The 18018-nt window shown below is 67.8% G+C and carries 18 protein-coding genes; 9 read left to right on the top strand and 9 right to left on the bottom strand.

Features of this window, described 5'->3' with window-relative positions; genetic code table 11:
• The first annotated feature begins 19 nt into the window (after positions 1 to 19).
• Positions 20 to 1456 (top strand): type I glutamate--ammonia ligase, encoded by a 1437-nt coding sequence (gene glnA / locus VMT65_RS24055; RefSeq protein WP_326310653.1) that lies wholly within the window; start codon positions 20 to 22, stop codon positions 1454 to 1456.
• Here glnA and helR read toward each other — a convergent pair.
• The 3 genes from helR to VMT65_RS24070 form a co-directional block, all read right to left on the bottom strand.
• Complete coding sequence (helR, locus tag VMT65_RS24060; RefSeq protein WP_326310654.1) at positions 1441 to 3633, bottom strand: RNA polymerase recycling motor ATPase HelR; 2193 nt, start codon at positions 3631 to 3633, stop codon at positions 1441 to 1443. The genes glnA and helR overlap by 16 nt on opposite strands.
• 177 nt (positions 3634 to 3810) lie before the next feature.
• Complete coding sequence (locus VMT65_RS24065; RefSeq protein WP_326310655.1) at positions 3811 to 4284, bottom strand: nuclear transport factor 2 family protein; 474 nt, start codon at positions 4282 to 4284, stop codon at positions 3811 to 3813.
• A gap of 10 nt (positions 4285 to 4294) precedes the next feature.
• The gene (locus VMT65_RS24070) at positions 4295 to 4699 is read right to left on the bottom strand and encodes a carboxymuconolactone decarboxylase family protein (protein WP_326310656.1); all 405 of its coding nucleotides are present in this window, start codon (positions 4697 to 4699) and stop codon (positions 4295 to 4297) included.
• 111 nt (positions 4700 to 4810) lie between these two features.
• On the opposite strand from VMT65_RS24070, the gene VMT65_RS24075 reads away from it, so the two are divergent.
• The gene (locus tag VMT65_RS24075; RefSeq protein ID WP_326310657.1) at positions 4811 to 5590 is read left to right on the top strand and encodes a helix-turn-helix domain-containing protein; all 780 of its coding nucleotides are present in this window, start codon (positions 4811 to 4813) and stop codon (positions 5588 to 5590) included.
• Positions 5591 to 5618: 28 nt separating this feature from the next.
• Here the strand turns inward: VMT65_RS24075 and VMT65_RS24080 are convergent, their stop codons facing one another.
• Together VMT65_RS24080 and VMT65_RS24085 are read right to left on the bottom strand one after the other, a co-directional pair.
• On the bottom strand, positions 5619 to 6059 hold the full coding sequence (locus VMT65_RS24080) for a PIN domain-containing protein (protein WP_326310658.1): 441 nt from the start codon (positions 6057 to 6059) through the stop codon (positions 5619 to 5621).
• Positions 6056 to 6271: a type II toxin-antitoxin system VapB family antitoxin gene (locus tag VMT65_RS24085; protein ID WP_326310659.1), complete on the bottom strand. Its 216-nt coding sequence runs from the start codon at positions 6269 to 6271 to the stop codon at positions 6056 to 6058. The genes VMT65_RS24080 and VMT65_RS24085 overlap by 4 nt, the downstream gene beginning before the upstream one ends.
• 353 nt (positions 6272 to 6624) lie before the next feature.
• Between VMT65_RS24085 and VMT65_RS24090 the strand changes: the two genes are divergently transcribed.
• The 3 genes from VMT65_RS24090 to VMT65_RS24100 all read left to right on the top strand — a co-directional run bounded on the left by VMT65_RS24090 (position 6625) and on the right by VMT65_RS24100 (position 10603).
• Positions 6625 to 8736 carry a hypothetical protein gene (locus tag VMT65_RS24090; protein ID WP_326310660.1) on the top strand — a complete coding sequence of 704 codons (2112 nt, stop codon included), beginning with the start codon at positions 6625 to 6627 and terminating at the stop codon, positions 8734 to 8736.
• A gap of 171 nt (positions 8737 to 8907) precedes the next feature.
• Entirely contained in the window at positions 8908 to 9270 is a 363-nt protein-coding gene (locus VMT65_RS24095) for an arsenate reductase family protein (protein ID WP_326310661.1), read from the top strand.
• Between the two features lie 292 nt (positions 9271 to 9562).
• Positions 9563 to 10603, top strand: coding sequence for a Rieske 2Fe-2S domain-containing protein (locus VMT65_RS24100; protein ID WP_326310662.1), 1041 nt, complete (start codon positions 9563 to 9565; stop codon positions 10601 to 10603).
• 411 nt (positions 10604 to 11014) lie between these two features.
• On the opposite strand, the gene VMT65_RS24105 is transcribed toward VMT65_RS24100, so the two are convergent.
• Positions 11015 to 11470: a nitroreductase family deazaflavin-dependent oxidoreductase gene (locus tag VMT65_RS24105; protein WP_326310663.1), complete on the bottom strand. Its 456-nt coding sequence runs from the start codon at positions 11468 to 11470 to the stop codon at positions 11015 to 11017.
• Between the two features lie 127 nt (positions 11471 to 11597).
• Here VMT65_RS24105 and VMT65_RS24110 point away from each other — a divergent pair, with 127 nt between their 5' ends.
• On the top strand, positions 11598 to 12287 hold the full coding sequence (locus VMT65_RS24110; protein ID WP_326310664.1) for a TetR/AcrR family transcriptional regulator: 690 nt from the start codon (positions 11598 to 11600) through the stop codon (positions 12285 to 12287).
• 231 nt (positions 12288 to 12518) lie between these two features.
• Here the strand turns inward: VMT65_RS24110 and VMT65_RS24115 are convergent, their stop codons facing one another.
• Together VMT65_RS24115 and VMT65_RS24120 are read right to left on the bottom strand one after the other, a co-directional pair.
• A complete protein-coding gene (locus tag VMT65_RS24115; protein ID WP_326310665.1) occupies positions 12519 to 12869 on the bottom strand; it encodes a DUF4873 domain-containing protein in 351 nt (116 codons plus the stop codon).
• On the bottom strand, positions 12866 to 13786 hold the full coding sequence (locus tag VMT65_RS24120; protein ID WP_326310666.1) for an AurF N-oxygenase family protein: 921 nt from the start codon (positions 13784 to 13786) through the stop codon (positions 12866 to 12868). The genes VMT65_RS24115 and VMT65_RS24120 overlap by 4 nt, the downstream gene beginning before the upstream one ends.
• A 94-nt stretch (positions 13787 to 13880) precedes the next feature.
• On the opposite strand from VMT65_RS24120, the gene VMT65_RS24125 reads away from it, so the two are divergent.
• Positions 13881 to 14609, top strand: coding sequence for a TetR/AcrR family transcriptional regulator (locus tag VMT65_RS24125; protein ID WP_326310667.1), 729 nt, complete (start codon positions 13881 to 13883; stop codon positions 14607 to 14609).
• Positions 14610 to 14626: 17 nt separating this feature from the next.
• Complete coding sequence (locus VMT65_RS24130; protein ID WP_326310668.1) at positions 14627 to 14944, top strand: hypothetical protein; 318 nt, start codon at positions 14627 to 14629, stop codon at positions 14942 to 14944.
• 3 nt (positions 14945 to 14947) lie between these two features.
• Here VMT65_RS24130 and VMT65_RS24135 read toward each other — a convergent pair whose 3' ends face one another.
• Positions 14948 to 16165 (bottom strand): DUF418 domain-containing protein, encoded by a 1218-nt coding sequence (locus VMT65_RS24135; protein ID WP_326310669.1) that lies wholly within the window; start codon positions 16163 to 16165, stop codon positions 14948 to 14950.
• A gap of 132 nt (positions 16166 to 16297) precedes the next feature.
• On the opposite strand from VMT65_RS24135, the gene dop reads away from it, so the two are divergent.
• Positions 16298 to 17797: a depupylase/deamidase Dop gene (gene dop / locus VMT65_RS24140; protein WP_326310670.1), complete on the top strand. Its 1500-nt coding sequence runs from the start codon at positions 16298 to 16300 to the stop codon at positions 17795 to 17797.
• Positions 17798 to 18018 lie beyond the last annotated feature (221 nt).

Here is an 18018-nt window from a genome sequence, read left to right on the forward strand (position 1 = left end):
CGGCCACGAGGAGCGAGCGGTGATCACCCCTACCACCAGTGGAGTACAGGACTACATCAACGCCGAGGAAGTCGAATACGTCGACATCCGATTCTGCGACGTCCCCGGCATTCAACAGCATTTCTCGATCCCGGCCAGCATGTTCGGCCCGGATCTGGTCGACAACGGCATCGCCTTCGACGGCTCGTCGGTGCGCGGATTCCAGGCCATCCACGAGTCCGACATGCTGCTCCTGCCGGATCTGCGGACCGCGCAATTGGATTCGTTCCGGACGGCCAAGACCCTCAATATCAATTGTTTCGTCCACGACCCGCACACCCGTGCCGCCTACAGTCGCGATCCGCGGAATGTGGCCCGCAAGGCCGAGGAATACCTGCGCTCCACCGGTATCGCCGACACCGCCTATTTCGGTCCCGAGGCCGAGTTCTACATTTTCGATTCCGTCGTGTACGACACCACCATGAACCGGGCCTTCTACGAGGTCGATTCGGCCTCGGCGGACTGGAATACCGGCGAGAAATTCAATGCCGACGGCACACCCAACCGCGGCTACAAGATCCGGCCCAAGGGCGGGTATTTCCCGGTCGCGCCCTACGACCACGATGTGGACCTGCGCGACCGGATGTGCACCAATCTGATGGCCGCCGGATTCGAATTGGAGAAGGGCCACCACGAGGTCGGCACCGCCGGACAGGCCGAGATCAACTACAAGTTCAATACGCTGCTCGCCGCCGCCGACGATCTCATGCTCTACAAGTACATCGTCAAGAACACCGCCTGGGAGGGCGGCAAGACCGTCACCTTCATGCCCAAACCACTGTTCGGCGACAACGGGTCCGGCATGCACGTGCACCAATCGCTGTGGAAGGACGGGTCACCGCTGTTCTACGACGAGGCCGGATACGCCGGGCTCTCGGACCTGGCCCGCCACTACATCGGCGGGCTGCTCCACCACGCCCCGTCACTGCTGGCCTTCACCAACCCGACCGTGAACTCCTACAAGCGTCTGGTGCCCGGCTACGAGGCGCCGGTGAACCTGGTCTACAGCCAGCGCAATCGCTCCGCCGCCGTCCGCATCCCGGTCACCGGCACCAGCGCCGCCGCCAAACGCCTCGAATTCCGTTGCCCCGACTCCTCGGGCAACCCCTACCTGTCCTTCGCCGCCATGATGATGGCGGGCCTGGACGGCATCACCAACAAGATCGAGCCCGCGTTGCCGGTCGACAAGGACCTCTACGAACTCACCCCCGAGGAGAGCGCCGAGGTCACCCAGACCCCCGGCAGCCTCGAGGAGGTCATCAACCGCCTCGAGGACGACCACGAATACCTCACCCAGGGTGGGGTTTTCACCGAGGATCTCATCGACACCTGGATTCGCATCAAGCGCGACAACGAGATCGCCGAGATCAATGTCCGCCCGCACCCCTACGAATTCGAGCTCTACTTCGACGTGTAGGCCTCGACCCGCTGGAGCCCGGCGAGGGACCGGGGGAGCGGGCCCTCGTGCAGGACGCCCAGGCGCTGGGTGGCGCGGGTCAGGGCGACATAGAGTTCGGCCGCGCCGCGCGGGCCATCGGCGAGGATGTGGTCGGGTTCGACCACCAGGACCGCGTCGAACTCGAGGCCCTTGGTCTCCGACGCCGGGACGGTGCCCGGCATGCCGGGCGGGCCGATCACGATGCTGGTGCCCTCGCGGCCCGCTTCGTCGCGGATGAAATCCGCGATGGCGGAAGGCATCTCGGCCTTCGGCAGCTGGCGCGACCACGGCTGGACGCCGCCGGCGCGCACCGACTCCGGCGGCGCGACATCGGGTGCGAAGTCGGCCAGGACCGCCGCGGCCACGGCCATGATCTCGGCCGGGGTGCGGTAGTTCACCGTGAGCGAGCGGTACTGCCAGCGGCCGGGGACATACGGGTCCAGCATGGCGCCCCAGGAGATCGCGCCCGCCGCCGAACGGCGTTGCGCGAGATCACCCACCACCGTGAAGGAATGGCTGGGGCAGCGGCGCATGAGGACACGCCAATCCATCTCCGAGAGCTCCTGGGCCTCGTCCACCACGATGTGGCGGTAGGTCCAATCCCGGTCCGCCGCGGCGCGTTCGGCGAGTTCGCGGGTGTCGCGTTCGACGAAACGCTCGGCCAGGTCCGCGCCGTAGAGCAGGTCGGTGGCGAAGAGGTGATCCTCGTCGTCCATGTGGTCGGCGCGGCTCACCAGCAGGTCGAGAACGCCTTCGGCATAGGCGATCTGCGCCTTGCGCTCCCGCTCGGCGGCGGCCTCCTCGGCGGAGGTGTCGCGGCCCAGGAGGTCGACGAGCTCGTCGAGGAGCGGGACATCCGAGACCGTCCACGCCGCACCGTCGGCGCGGTAGAGCGCCGCGTCCGCACCCGCCGCCTGGAGGCGCTCCTGCGACGAAAGCAGTTCGGACAGTAGCTCTTCCGGTGTGATCGTCGGCCACAGCTCCTCGACCGCGGCCGCGAAACCCTCGTGCTCGGCCAGCTCGGCACGCAGGTCGGTGCGCATGTTCTCCCACGCCTCCCGATCCTCGCGCGTCAACCAGCCCTTGCCGATACGGGCGATGGCACGTTCGGTCAGCGCCCAGGTGAGGACCTCGAGGAACACCGCGCGGGCCTCATTGTGCGGACGGCCGCTCTCGCGGGCCTCCTCCCGCGCCCAGCCCGCGATATCGGCGTCGATTCGCACTGTGACATCGGTCAATTCGAGCGCGATCGGGTCCGTGGGGACCCGCTGCCGGTCCGCGACGGCGGCCTTCAGCACGTCGAGGATCTTCAGCGACCCCTTCAGCCGTGCGGCCTCCGGGGAGTCCTCGCCCGCGGCATGCAGGCCCGGCACGAGATCGGCGGTGGTGGTGAACACCACGTTCGTCTCGCCGAGCGAGGGCAGCACACGGCTGATGTGCTTGAGGAAGGCCGTATTCGGGCCGACCACCAGCACACCGTTGCGCTCCATCTGCTCGCGCTGCGTGTAGAGCAGGTACGCCACGCGGTGCAGCGCCACCACCGTCTTGCCGGTGCCCGGGCCGCCCTCGATCACCAGCACACCCGGGTGATCGAGGCGGATGATCCGATCCTGCTCGGCCTGAATGGTTGCCACAATGTCGCGCATGCCCTCGCCGCGGGGCGCGTTGACCGCCGCCAGCAGCGCCGCGTCGCCGCGCTCGTGGTCACCGGGGCGGCCGAAGACCTCGTCGGTGAAATCCACCACCTGCCGCCCGCGCGTGTGGAATTGGCGACGCCGCCGCATGTGCTCCGGGCTCGCGGCGGTCGCGGTATAGAACGCCTGCGAGGCGGGCGCGCGCCAATCCTGCAGCAGCGGTTCGAATTCGTTCTCCTCGTCGAAGATTCCGATGCGGCCGATGTAGGTGCGCGCACCGTCCACACCGTCGAGGCGGCCGAAGCACAGGCCATTGTCGGCCACACCCAGCCGCCTGATCTCCCGGGCCAGCGCCCGCGCCTCGGCATCGCGTTCCACCAGCACCGTGGCGTTGCCGCGCACGGTCAGCGTCTCGTTGTAGCGGCCCTGCACCCGGGCCCGCTCGGCATCCAATCGCGCATAGAGCCCCGCGACATACTCCTGCTCCGACCGCAGCTCCTTCTCGTACCCCTGATCCGGCACCGGCACCACACCTTCCCAGTTAGCGATCCCCACCACCGCGCCCCGTCGTTTGCGCAGGTTGCGGCCTTAGGTCAGCGATTGTGCGCCATCACCCGGGCCTTGCGGCAAGCCCCCCGGTGTGTTATAAGGTTGAATGGGAAGGAAAGAGGTCCTTCCCATTCTTGTATCCCCGTTCTGCTACGCGGCGTCCGGACGCTGACCACCCGACGCGATCATGAGGATGTCCTTGTTGCCGTCGGCCCACTGCGCGGTCATCACCACGGCATCGATCTTCCACTCGCCGTCGACCAGGTGCAGACCGATGCGGTAGGTGCCGCCCAAAGTCCAACGCGGCGAGCCGAATCGGTTGGCCAGCAGGTGGATCGCCTGGAAGACCGCGGTCAGTTCGGCGCGATCGCCGTCGACGGTCACCAGATGATTGCCGAGCAGATGCTGGGTGGCGTCGAAACTGCCGATCAGCTTCTCCCAGTCGCGGCGGATGGCATCCGGGGTCACCGTCGCGGGCTCGCCACCCCAAATGCTCGAATAGTCGAGGGTCACTTGGTCGGCGAAGACGCTGGGGAAGGCATCCCAGTCGCGGATATCGATGAACCAGAACAGGCGGGTGGCGGCCTCGATGATGTCGGCGCGCTGCTGAGCAGTGGCGGTCATGGCAAATCTCCTACTGTGCAAGGGAATCGACGGGAAGCAGGTCGCGCGCGGCCAGGACGCCGCGGGCGGTGGACATGGCGGAGAGCACGCGGGGGAAACCCGCGTAGGGGAGCGCCTGCAGGATCGCCTCGACGATTTCGCCAGGCGTGACACCGGCATTCAGCGCGGAGCCGATATGCGCCTCCAGCTGCGGCCGGGTGTCGCCGAGCGCGACGAGCGCGCCCAGAATCACCAACTCGCGGCGACCGGCATCCAGACCCGGCCTGGAATGGATATCGCCGTAGGCGAATTCGACGGCGAACCGGTGCAGGTCCGGCGCGATATCGGCCAACTCGTCATAGACGCGGCCCCGCGCACCTCCCGCCCCGCCGAGTTCGGCCTGGCGGGCGACACCCCGCTGGAATCTCTCGTTCATGACTCAGAGCCTGCGCCCGCCGCCGATCCCGAACCAGTGCACGCGGTGCCTCGTACCGCCAGGGCCACGCAGCGCTACGACCGCGGCGTCCCCCTGTGTCAGACTGCGGGCATGGCGGTGCGTGAGGACCTGGCGGAGTTTCTGAAGTCTCGACGCGCCCGGATCGATCCGCAAGAGTCCGGGCTGCCGCCCTCGGGTCTGCGGCGGGTGCCGGGTCTGCGGCGCTCGGAACTCGCGCATTTGGCGGGCATCAGCGCGGAGTACTACCAGCGGCTCGAACAGCGCCGCGCCGCCAATCCCTCGGCGGAGGTGCTGGACTCGCTCGCCTCGGCGCTGCGCCTCAATCCCGTCGAAACCGCGCACCTGCATCTGCTGGCCCACCCGCCGCGCACCGTCGAAACCGCCGCTCCCACACCGCGTCCCGAGTTGTTGCGCATGCTCGACCTGATCGACAAGGCACCGGCGGTCGTCATCACCGACCTGTTCGACGTGTTGGCCGCGAATCCTTTGGCGCACTACGTCTTCGGCGCGATGGCGGACAAGAACATGGCCCGCGCCCTGTTCTTCGACCCCGCCGCCCGCGAGTTCTACGGCGACTGGGACGCCGTCGCCGCCGCGACCGTCGCCCAACTCCGCCGCGTCGCGGGCCGATACCCCAACGATCCGGCCACCACCGCCCTCATCGACGAACTCGCCACGGGCAGTACCGAATTCGCCACCCTCTGGCGCACCGGCGACGTCGAGATCCGCACCCACGGCGGCAAACTCATCCACCACCCCCACTCCGGCGACCTCAGCTTCTCTTACGAGAACCTCGAACTCCCCGGCGACCCCCGCCAACGCATCGTCACCTTCACCCCCGACCCCGACACCACCCTCCCCGCGTTGTGAGACATCTGGTCGACTCCGACACGTCTGGTCAATCCACGCTGCCGCGCGGCACGATCCAGCGTTGACGCAAGGCCGGAAACGCGTCGGCGATGAGTTCGAAATGCCTGTCGTAGTGGAGAACCGTGGCGTCGTTGTGCACCGCGGTCGCCGCGATCAGAACGTCGGTGGACTGGGCGGAGCGACCGTGGCCGCAGGCCCACAGTTGACGGCGAATCGTGCGGACCAATCGATCGATCGCCGGATCCATCAGGAGGAAGCGGAAGACCCCCGTATAGATCGTGATGATGCGTTCGAGGTCTTCGGGGCTGCGCGCGCTGTAGCAGGCCTCATCCAGGGTGACGGCATTCGCGCACAAAACGCCGACCGCGGCATTGACGCGGTCGAAGGCGGCCCGTACCTCGGGGGAAGTTTGGATGCGGGAGACCGCGCTGTGGTCGGCCAGATACAGCGCGAGGTTGGCGGCCGTCATCGCGGCTGCGACGACTCGGCCTCCTGGGTCTGCTCGGTCTCGGTTAGGAAGGGCGCCGCGTCGGCGAACCACGCGATCGCATCGTGCTGCTGACGTTGCTGGACCAGCAGCCGCAGCGCGGTGCGAACGGTCTCGGTTTTCGTCGCGCCACCGGTCACCCTGCGGGCCTGCTCCATGAGATCGTCCGGAATGTCGATCAGGGTCTTCGTCATAGCCACCTCCTTGGATATATAAATCGCCTCTCCAGTATATCCACACCGCGTGCAGGGCGGAGATGGTTGAAAGTGAAACGGGCTTCGACGCGCCGGGGGTGGATACGGGACTGCCGGGCGTGTTGTCGTTAGATTGGGGGCCGAACGGATCGTCCGCGACGTGAGAACTGCCCGCAGGGAGGCGGGTTCGCGAAGCGGTGCGGGAATACCGTTGTGACACAACGTGCCACGCGAGATATCACGCGTGGTCATGTGGGGTGGGTTGAAACTATGACCTTGACCTCACTGGCCACGCGCGATGGTGGTGCGGTCATACGATCCGGGGCTGACATATGCGGGAAGGCGAGTAGGCCATGGATCGAAATGCGTTCGTCGAAGTGATGAACGACGCGAGCGGCATGCTGGAAGCCGGGCTGGCCGAGGAGGCGCTGGCCCGGTTGACGGCGTTCGACGACGGACTCGACGCCGCACCCGAACCCAAGGACTACGGCTGGATCGTGTCCTACCGCTTCCGATCCGCCTTCGCCGCGGGCGATTACGCCCAAGCCCTGCACCTGGCCGAACACGGACCCGCGCGGTTCCCCGCCGACATCCCGCCCGCCACCCTCGCCACCATGTACTCGATGGCGGTCGAGGCCGCCACCCAGCAGGGTCTCGCCGACAGCGCCATCCTCATGGCCGACCGCTGCATCGAACTCAGACGCGGGCACGGCGAGCACTCCGAGGTCCTGATGGCCGCCATGACCGCCTGCACCCTGCTCGGCGACCTCGAAAGACACGACCTGGCAAGCAGATACGCCCAACTGCTGATCACCGAGGGCGTCGGCCACGACGACTACCGCGGATACGGCTACTACGCGCTGTGCGCCGCCATCGAATCCGGCGTCGGCACCCACCTCATCGACACTCTCAGAGCCGGCCGCGAATGGCTGGAAAGCCAAGACAACGAATTCGCCCGAGTGGCACTGGAATACCTCGAAACCGCCCCCGCCCTCCGCGACCCCCTCGCCGTCAGCCTCGACCTGGCCGACCCGCTGGGCAACGGGCTGCCCCCCGCCGACCCGCTCGGCGGCCGTGCGCCGCAGCCGGAGTCGCCAGGCGAAGGAAGACAACCCGGGCGAAGAGGTGACTTCTCCTCCCGCCCGCCGACAGGCGGTTTCACACCGCCGGGCGGTGCGCCGAACGGCTTCGCTGCACGACCGACGGCCGACGATGACTTCGCGCCGCGGCAGCAAGCGGATCGCTCGACCCCGGAAATGGCGGCGCAGGACGGCTTCTCACCGCCGGGGCCTGGGGCCGACAGATACGGGCCATCGGGGGCAAGACCGAATGGCGTCGCCCCGCAGTCCCCACCGGGCAGCTTCGAGCCGCGGCCGGTGACAGCGGACGGCTTCGCCCCGCCGACCCCACCGGATGGCTTCGCGTCCTTGCCGGGGGAAGCCGATGAGTTCGCGCCTCGTTTCACGCCGGACAAGTCAGCGCAGGATGGTTTCACCCCGCCGGGGCCGGGGGACGACCGATACGGACCGGCAGGAGCGAGGCCGGATGGCTTCGCGCCGCAGGGAATGGTGTCGGACGGGTTCGGACTACCGCGGGCGGGCGCGGAGGGTTTCTCCTCGCAGCTGACGCCGGACGGATTCGGATCGCAGGATGCGGTGGCGAAAGGCTTTGGGGCGGGGGCGTCCGAGAACATTGGCTCGCGAGCGCGATCGAATGGTGTCGCGCCGGAGTCGGGGGTTGGGGAGGGGAATGTATCCGGGCCGGGAGGGCTCGGTTCCGGTGCGGCGCTGGCGAATCCGGGCGGTGCGCTCGATTCCATGCAGACCCAGTATCTGCGGGTTGGCGATGGTGTGCCGCCTGCCAGCGGCGGGTCGCGGCAGCCACCGGCCGCGCAGCTCGCGGGTGGGGAGACGGCGGACGCGCTCATGGACGCGAACCGGCCCGGGATTGCCGCGGCGGCCTATCGGGCGCTGATCGATGATGCGATCTCCACCGGGCAGCCGGATCCGCTGATCATGGGCAAGGCGACTCTCGGACTGCTCACCGCGCTGATCTTCGATAACCGTGTGGGCGAGGCACATTCGGTGTGGGTCGACGAGCAGGGGCCCACCTACCTCGGCATTTGGTCGCTGGAAAATGGTCAGACCTCTGTCCATGATGCGATCGCCTACAACCTGGTCGCCGCCTTCCTGCACTCGCTGAGCACCGGCGATCCCAATGCCGCCAACCACGCCGTCGACGCCCTCATGAGTCGAAACATCGAGTGGGCCTATGAGAATGACACTCAGGCTGTTCCGGCCATGATCAACACGTGGCGTCGCCACCTGTTGGAAATCCACAGTGGTGAACCGGCTCCCGAATACCGCTGGCAGCTCACCCAGGCCGAACAGCGCTGGGGCCATCCCGTCCCCGAGGGCGGCCTCTACTGGATGCGCCCCTACCGCTGGGTCGTCGACTGGGTCTGACCGACGCTTGCCGGTCGGTCGCGCCCGTGGCGTGCAGACGAGACCGTGCGCGGTTTTCCGCGACGGGTTGCGGTGCCGGTGCGGTCGCGTGGGGTTGCGGTGCTCGTGCGTTGGCGTGGGGTTGCGGTGCCGGTGCGGTTGGCCGCAACCGCCGCGCCCTAGGCTAGGCGCATGGCAGCGACCGAAATCTGGCACAACCCGCAGTGCTCCAAGAGCCGCACGGCCAAGAGCGTCCTCGACGAATCCGGCGCCGACTACACCGAGCGCCGCTACCTCGACAACCCGCCCACGGCCACCGAAATCCGCGCCGCCCTCGCCAAACTCGGCCTAGAGCCGTGGCAGATCACCCGCACCGCCGAGGCCGAAGCCAAGGAGTTGGGCATCTCCAAGTGGGGTAAGACCCCGGCCGACCGGGACCGCTGGATCGAGGCCCTGGCCACCCACCCCCGCCTCATCCAACGCCCCATCGTCTTCACCGCCGACGGCCGGGCCTTCGTGGCCCGCGACGACGACTCGCTCAACGAAATCCGCTGACGCGATCGCTCGGGCAGCGGCTTGCCGATGGGTCGCGCCCGCGGAGCGTCGAATCTTCCGCGCTGCGACCGGTCGGTTCCGAGTTGATCATGGGCCTGAGCGCGCCCCCAGGTCGGCGCAATGGCGGGAAACTGCCCTGCGGCGGCGATCCGGGCGTGAATAGGCCCATCGACTCCCTCTGCCGGACCGGTAGCTTCGGCCAGTCCGAAACCGGCTCTGCCAGTGAGTCTTCCGATAATCATACAAATGATCTCGAGTTGTTGGTTGTCGTGTCACCAAGTAGTCTGACCGGGTGATTCTGCGGCGTGAAAACCGAGACTTGGCCAAGCTGGCACGGGATCCGCGTGCCGACGAGTACCCGATGCCGATGGTGCCCACGGGCTGGTACGCCGTCCTGCGCAGCGCGCAACTGCGGCCGGGGAAGATCGTGAATCTGCATTATTTCGGTCGGGCGCTGATCGCATTCCGGGGCAGCGACGGGCAGGCCACCGTGCGTGACGCGCACTGCCCGCACTACGGCGCCCATCTCGGAGCCGGGGGTCGAGTCGTGGACGGGCAGGTGGAGTGCCCCTTCCACGGCTGGCGGTTCGACGCGGAGGGTAGTTGTGTTTCCGCGCCTTTCGCGGCGCGCCCGCCCCGGGTGACCCTCGGAGGTCTGCCCGTGCACGAGCACAGCGGGTTGATCTTCGTCTATGCCGGTGCGGGAGAACCCGATTGGCGAGTGCCCGAGATTCCCGAGGCCACCGACCCGGCCTTCGCCCGACCGATCGACGATGCGCGGCAGGCGCGCATCCACATCCAGGAGATGCGCGAGAACATCGTCGACGAATCCCACTTCCACTACATTCACGGCCAAGCCGAGCCGCCCGTCCAAGAGCTGCTGCCCAACGGCCCCTTCGCCGAAATCCACAGCCGCTTCGCCAAATCCGTCCTCGGCTACCTGGTCGACAACAGCTTCGACGTCTACATGTACGGCCCGGGCGTCATGGTGGTGCGCACCGTCGGGCCGATGATCACCTTGACCGCGATCGCCCTCACCAACCCCATCGACGACACCACCGGCGAGCTGCGAATGCTCTACTACGTCCGCCGCCCCGCCGGAATCCCCCTCGCCACAACGATTCTCAAACTAGCCTTCCGGCTGGTAGCCCTCCGGGAGGTCCGCGAGGAACTCGCCATCTGGGACCACAAGATCCACCGCCCCCGCCCGGTCCTGCTCCCACATGAGAAGGGAATCAAAGCCCTGCGCCGCTGGTACGCGCAGTTCTACCAGCCCCAGCCGGTGGACGAAGTAACCCCCGCGCCTTCACCACTCGCGACGAAGACGTCCTGAACGACCAGCGCCCCAAGTTGATCATGGGCCAAAACCTGCACAAAGGCACCCGCGCGGGCAGGAACCTGCCTCCCGGCCACGGCTTGTGCAGCAATCGGCCCATCCTCGCGAACCTCACACATCCGGTGGTCAAGCGCAAGTGGGCACGGCTGCCAGTAGTGTCGGCCGAGAGCCCGAAAACGACTGGGCGATAGCTCATTACGCGACGGGATGGACTCGGTGGCCAACGGGTGTATTCGGCCTCGCTGTCGGAGTTGGACATGATCGAACGTCTACTCGCTGGCCCGCGATGCGGCCGGGTGGGCAGGTGGTGAGGCGTTGTCCAGGATGGCTACTCCGCGCCGTTGCGGGTTGGGCGGCATGGCGGTGTGCCGGGGTAGGGCGTGGCGGGCCGTTTCGAGGGCGGCGGGGTCAGGAGAGGCGGAAGACGGGGAAGCCGGGGGCGATGGTGGTGAGTTCGGCGTCGGTGGCGTCCTTGGTGACGCCTTCGAAGAAGCGGCCGACTTCCCAGCCCCAGCGGTCGAGGTAGGCGCGGAGGATGGGGAGTTTGTCCGCGTCGGGGAGTTCGGTGGCGGTGAAGGTTTCGTGCTTGCGGCCGAGGCGGAGTTCGCCGGTGCCGGAGGCGCGGAGGTTGCGGACCCACTGGGTGTGGCCGCGGGGAGCGACCAGGTAGCGATTGCCGTCGTCGGTGGTGAGGACGTTGACGAGGGTGGTGCGCCATTCGCCGGACTTGCGGCCCCGGACGGCCAGCAGCCGGGAACCGGCGATGCTGATGCCGAGCTTGGGGAGCATGTTGAAGAAGCGGTTCACATAGGGATCGAGGCCGGTCGGGCCGATGTAGCGGGTGGCGGCGGTCTGGGCGTCCATGAGGGATTCCTTTGCTCTTAGAGAGCGGCGCTCTCTGTTATGAACAGTGTGCTCGCTTGCGCATGGGCATGTCAAGAGCAGTGCTCTCGAAATTTGTCGGTGATCCGATTCGTGGCAGACTGTCGGCATGAGCGTCCCCCGCACCGCCCGCGAACGTGCCCGAGCCGAGATCACCCGTGAGATCACCGACGCCGCCCGCCGGCAGCTCGCCGAATCCGGGGCGGCCGCGCTCTCGCTGCGGGCCATCGCGCGCGAGCTGGGAATGGTGAGTTCGGCGCTGTACCGGTACTTCCCGAGCCGCGACGAATTGCTGACCACGCTGATCATCGAGGCCTACGAGGCCATCGCCGACGCGGTCGAGCGCGCGGTCGCGGCGGGGGACACCCCGCGGGCCCAGTGGCGGGGCCTCGCGAATGCGGTGCGGGACTGGGCGATCGCGCATCCGCACGAATACGCGCTGGTGTACGGCTCGCCGGTGCCGGGCTATCACGCACCCCAGACCACCATCGGGCCCGCCTCCCGGGTGCCGATCGCGGCCCTGAGTGTCGTCTACGCGGCCTGGAAGTCCGACAGCCTGGTCCTGCCCGACGATGCGGTCGGCCCAGAACTGGCGGCCCAATCCGCCGCCATCGCAGCCCAAGTCACCCCCGGACTCCCCGAGATCGCAGTGACACGCGCCGTCATGGCGTGGACCCAGCTCTACGGCACGGTGACCTTCGAGCTCTTCGGCCAACTCGACAACAGCATGGACCCCGCCGGCCCCTTCTTCGCCTACTCCGTCGAAGCCATGGCCGACTTCATCGGCCTCTCGGAATAGCGCGACCGGAACCCTCTCCGCCCGGCCCGAATCCGGAATAGCGCAGGCAGGCCCGGCACAGCGCGACCTGGCCGGGACGGTCGATCAACCCCGGGGCCTGGCCGTGATCGGGCTGGGCTGCGCCGGAATACGCTGTTGCCCGGCCGTAGTTCGGGCCGCGACGGGTGTCCGGAGTGGCGCGGGCAGGTGGGGCGGTTGATCGCCCGGGTCGCGCTCCGTGACCACGTTGGGCTACAGCGGAAATGGCGGTGCGCCTACTCCGGCGATCCGTAGGTTTCCCCACGGATCACGCTCCTGGAGCACGCCCGGCGCGGGTGCGCTGCCGGGGACGGTAAGGAACACCTGGCCGCGGCCCGGGTCGGGCAATTCGGCCCCTTCGGCGGCGGAAACACGCCCATACCAGTGGAATTGGCCGTCTGTGGGGTCCAAATGGCCGGTTAGCGCGACATGGACCGCCACTTCGACGCCGGGTGCGTCCAGGAGCGCGGGACCTGAATAGTCCGGTGCGGGTTCGGGTTCGAGGAAATCGGCTCGCGGGTCGACCGTCGCACCCCTCGTGCGCCGGGCCCGCCGGAACCTCACAGCAGCCCTCGCCGCCGCCAGATTCGCTTGCCGAGCGGGCCGATGAGGCCCTGTTTGTCCAGGAACGCACCGAGATTCGCGGCACCCAGCCCGAGCGCCCGCCGGGAGTGCGGATTGTTGCGCGCCATCCGCCGTGCGGCCCGCCCGTCGGCGATGCCCGCGCGGGCGTACATGTGCCAGTTGGTCATGAGATGCACGAACAGGGGAGCGGCGACCGCGACACACAGTCGCGTGTACCGCAATTCGGCCTTCGACATGGTCGGCACCCGGTGCGCCAGGGCATCTCGCGCGAATCCGATGTGCCGCGCCTCCTCGGTCACGTGAATGCGCATGGCCCGCGACACCAGCGGCTGCAACTGCGGATCGTCGAGGGTGCGCCGCTGCAGCGCGTCGAAGATCTCCTCGCCGACCAGCGCGCCGACCCACACCATCGACCCCTGCAGGAACAGCTGCAGGGCGCTGATCGTCCATCGCTCATACCGATTCGGCCAGTAGGGCCGCGTCTCGATGCGGTCGATGAGCTTGCCGAACATCATCATGTGGCGGCATTCGTCGCCCATCTCGGTGAGCGTGTAGTGCGAATGCCGCGAGGTCGGATCGCTGGACATGAGTTCGCGCAGCAGGAGCCGGTTGAGCAGGTTCTCGAACCAGATGCCCACCGACAGCACATTGGCCAGCTCCTCGCGCGAGAGTTGGCGCCGCTGCTCGGGTGTCATCGATTCCCACAGCGGCGTGCCGTACAGCGAGATCACCTCGGGCGGCAGGAAGAGCTTGTCCGGATCCAGCGGGGCATCCCAGTCGAGATCGACCACCGGGTCGTAGGACTTCTTCACCGAACCGGTGAGCAAGCGCGCGGCAAAGCTCTCGCGGGGATCGAGCGCGGCGGATGTCGTGGTGGTGACGGCGTTGTCGCCCATGACAGCTCCTGACTCTTTACTGATACAGGCTGTTACACTCAGATTAGTGGTACAAGTTGTCTCGGTCAACGATGGAGTGAGTATCGTGAGGCGAGTGACCGGCACCCGACGCAGATCCGCGCACCCCGCACCCGGGGACAGCGAGCGCGCCACCGACGGCCGCAGCACCCGATGGAACGGCCACAAGGCCCAGCGCCGCGCCGACATGCTGGACGCCGCCCTGGCCGTCATCGAGGAGAACGGCACCGAGATCTCCGTGCAGCAGATCGCCGATCGCCTGCACGTCCCGCGCCCGGTCGTCTACCGGCACTTCGACGGCCGCACCGACCTCGACGACGCCATCCGCCGCCACATCCTGGAAACCCTGATGGCCGAACTGCTTCCGCGCCTGCACTCCCAGGGCACGGTTCGCGAACTGGTCCGCGGCATGGTCGGCACCTATGTCGGCTGGGTCGAACGCCACCCCAACCTGCACCGCTTCCTGGCCGCCGCCGACCCACACGGCGACCCCTCCCACGCCCTGGCCGGAGCCCGCGACCGCATCGGCGGACAGCTCGCCGACCTGTACGCCGACACCCTGGAGCGCTTCGGCATCGACCGAAATCGCGCCCGCCCCATGGCCTTCGGCACCGTCGGATTCGTCGACGGCGTGGTCAACAGCTGGCGCGCCGCGCCGACCCTGACCTCAGATCAGGTCGAGGGCATCCTCACCGAATCGGTGCTGGCCCTGCTCGAGGGCAATGCCCGTAGCTTGGATGTGCCGCTCACCCGCGATACCGTGGTCGCCGATCTGCTCTCCCGCGCCGAGACCGCCCGGGCCTGACTTCCCCAGGGGACCTGATGACCGCTCGCCCGTTGGCTCGCCTGGCCGCGTTCACCACACTCGCGATCGCCGCCCTGACCCCGATGGCCGCCGCGGGCGCGGACACCGCACTGCCCGACGGTCTGCACTGCGACACCCTCGACTGCCGCAATGACACCGACCAGGACTACGTGGTCTCCGGCTACATGCAGTGCGAATACAGCGACGCCGACGGCGGCGGCACCTCCGGTAGCGAGCAGTTCACCGATATCGTTCCGGCGCACAGCCTCACACGACTTCTGCCCTGCATCGACGGCCAGTCCCCGTATCTGCGCTCCATCGACGACGTCGAGTAGGGCTCACGCGCCCGTGAGGGCCCGATAGCTGCGGTTCCACAGCCACTCCACCGGCCCGCGCTCGAAGCGGCGCAGCCAGAAGTGCGCGAAGGCCAGCATGAGCGCGCACACCAGCACGTAGATCCCGGCCGTGAACGGCACCCGGGAATTGGCCGACACCAGGCTCGCCAACCCGAGACCCCAGCCGTAGCACAGGAATCCCGACACCAGGTTCTGAAGTATGTAGCAGCTCAACGCCATTCGGCCCACCTCACTGAACCGGCGGCCCACCCAGCCCGGCGCGGGCCGGTGCACGTAGACCTCGGCCACCAGCGCGAGGATGCCCAGCGAGACGATCGGCGCCGTGCCGTAGCGGGCCAGCACGATCAGATCACCGCCGATCATCCCCAGCGCCAGATCGATCGGTGCCGCGATGGCGAAGCCGACCACCATGAGCCGCTTGCGGATTCGGGCCCCCTCGGCCCCGAAGATCCCGGCCCGGAACAGCCGCGCGCCGAGCAGGAACAGCGCGATCGACATCGGGAAGATGAGCAGCGGCTCGAGCCGGAACATCAGCATGTGCTCCCACCGGAACACCACCAGATCCCAGAACGAGCCATCCGCATAGGGATTCGGGTCCAGCGGCTTGTGCCCGCCCGAATCGCCCTTGGGCGCGAACGCGATCGCCACCGCGAACAACGACAGCAGCGTCACATGAACGCTGGCCTGCACGATCAGCCAGCGCCGCTGCGCCTTCGGACTCGTCGCCAGAATGAAAGCCACCACCAGCCCGGTGACCGCGTACCCCATCAACACATCGAATTCGGCGACGAAGAAGAAGTTCACCAGCCCGTCCACGAACAGCAGCCCCGCCCGCACCGGATACCCACCCGGCCAGGACCGCCCCGCCTTCGCCGCCGATCGCTGCTGAATAGCCAGCCCGATCCCGAACATGATGGTCAGCAGCCCCAGAAACTTCCCCTGCGCCAACTGCTGCAAGAACTTCTCGATCCACAGCCACGCCCCGTGCGGTTCGTCACTGTGCGCGACGTAGCCCAGCAGCCCTTCGACATTGGTGAAGATCCAGATATTGGTGCCCAGCGTGCCCAGGATGGCAATGCCGCGCAGCACGTCCAGCGCGCCCAGCCGACTCGAACGCGAGTGCGCGGAAACGGGATTCGGGTCCTCGGCAACGGCGCTGACCGGGCGTGACGGAGGCGGAGCGGATGCCGATTCGACCATGCCGGTCATTGTGCCGTCGCGCCGGTCGGGGGCGGATCGCCCGCGAGAACGACCCGGCGTACGACTCGCGAATGACGCCAACCCGGACAGTCCACCCGCGTCCGGGCGTGCCTTTCGCCTAGGCTCGAACCCATGCAGCGCATCATCGGAATCGAGGTCGAGTACGGCATTTCCACGCCTACCGAGCCGTCGGCCAACCCGATTCTCACATCGACCCAGGCGGTGCTCGCCTACGCCGCGGCCGAGGGCGTGCCGCGCGCCAAGCGCACACGCTGGGACTACGAGGTGGAATCGCCCTTGCGTGACGCGCGCGGCTTCGATCTGGGGCGGCTCAACGGGCCCGCGCCGGTGATCGACGCCGACGAGGTCGGGGCGGCGAACATGATCCTCACCAACGGGGCTCGGCTCTACGTCGACCACGCGCACCCGGAGTACTCCGCGCCCGAGGTCGCCGACCCGCTGGACGCGGTCATCTGGGACAAGGCCGGTGAGCGCGTCATGGAGGCCGCCGCCCGCTACGCCTCGAGCGTGCCGGGCGCGCCGCGCATGCAGCTGTACAAGAACAATGTCGACGGCAAGGGCGCCTCCTACGGCACCCACGAGAACTACCTCATGAGCCGCGAGACCCCGTTCAACCAGATCATCGTGGGCCTGACGCCGTTCTTCGTCTCGCGCCAGGTGGTGTGCGGTTCCGGTCGCGTCGGCATCGGCCAGTCCGGTGACCAGCCCGGCTTCCAGCTCTCGCAGCGCGCGGACTACATCGAGGTCGAGGTCGGCCTGGAGACCACGCTCAAGCGCGGCATCATCAACACCCGCGACGAACCGCACGCCGACGCCGACAAGTACCGCCGCCTGCACGTCATCATCGGCGACGCCAACCTCGCCGAATGGTCCACCTACCTCAAGGTCGGCACCACCTCGCTGGTGCTGGACCTGATCGAGGCGGGCGAGGACCTCTCGGATCTGCAGCTGGCCCGCCCGGTCACCGCCGTGCACACCATCAGCCACGACCCGAGTCTGCGTGCCACCGTTGCCCTTTCGGACGGCCGCGAGCTGACCGGCCTTGCGCTGCAACGGATCTACCTCGACCGGGTCGAGAAGTTCATGGACCGCACCGGAAACGACGATCCGCGCGTGCAGGACGTCATCGAGAAGTGGGCCCACGTCCTGGATCTGCTCGAGCGCGACCCCATGGAGACCGCCGACCTGCTCGACTGGACCGCCAAACTGCGCCTGCTGGAAGGCATGCGCAACCGCGAGGGTCTGACCTGGGCGGCCCCCAAACTGCACCTGGTCGACCTGCAGTACTCCGATGTCCGCCTCGACAAGGGCCTCTACAACCGCCTGGTGGCCCGCGGCTCCATGCAGCGCCTGGTCACCGAGCAGCAGGTGACCGACGCCATGACCAACCCGCCCACCGACACCCGCGCCTACTTCCGCGGCGAATGCCTGCGCCGCTTCGGCGCGGATATCGCGGCGGCGAGCTGGGATTCGGTGATCTTCGACCTGGGCGGCGACTCCCTCGTCCGCATCCCCACCCTGGAACCGCGCCGCGGCACCAAGTCTCACGTCGGAAAGTTGCTGGACGGCGTCCACACCGCCTCGGAGCTGGTGCAGCAGCTGACGCACTAGGGAATTCGCGCGTAGCGAACATCGAAGGGCCCGGGAGAACTCTCCCGGGCCCTTCGGCTTCCAGGGGTCTGGGGACCGGATCCCCAGACCTCCTTCTTCGGGGGTTTGGGGGCTTGCCCCCAAGTGAATTACCGGGGGTCCGGGGGTGTCCCCCGGGAGGCTGCCGGGAGATCGCGGCAACAGCACAATGGCGTTTAATCCGGCATGTTCCCCGCGCCGGT

This window comes from Nocardia sp. CDC153, from assembly GCF_035818515.1.
In the GTDB taxonomy this organism is placed as follows: Bacteria; Actinomycetota; Actinomycetes; order Mycobacteriales; family Mycobacteriaceae; genus Nocardia.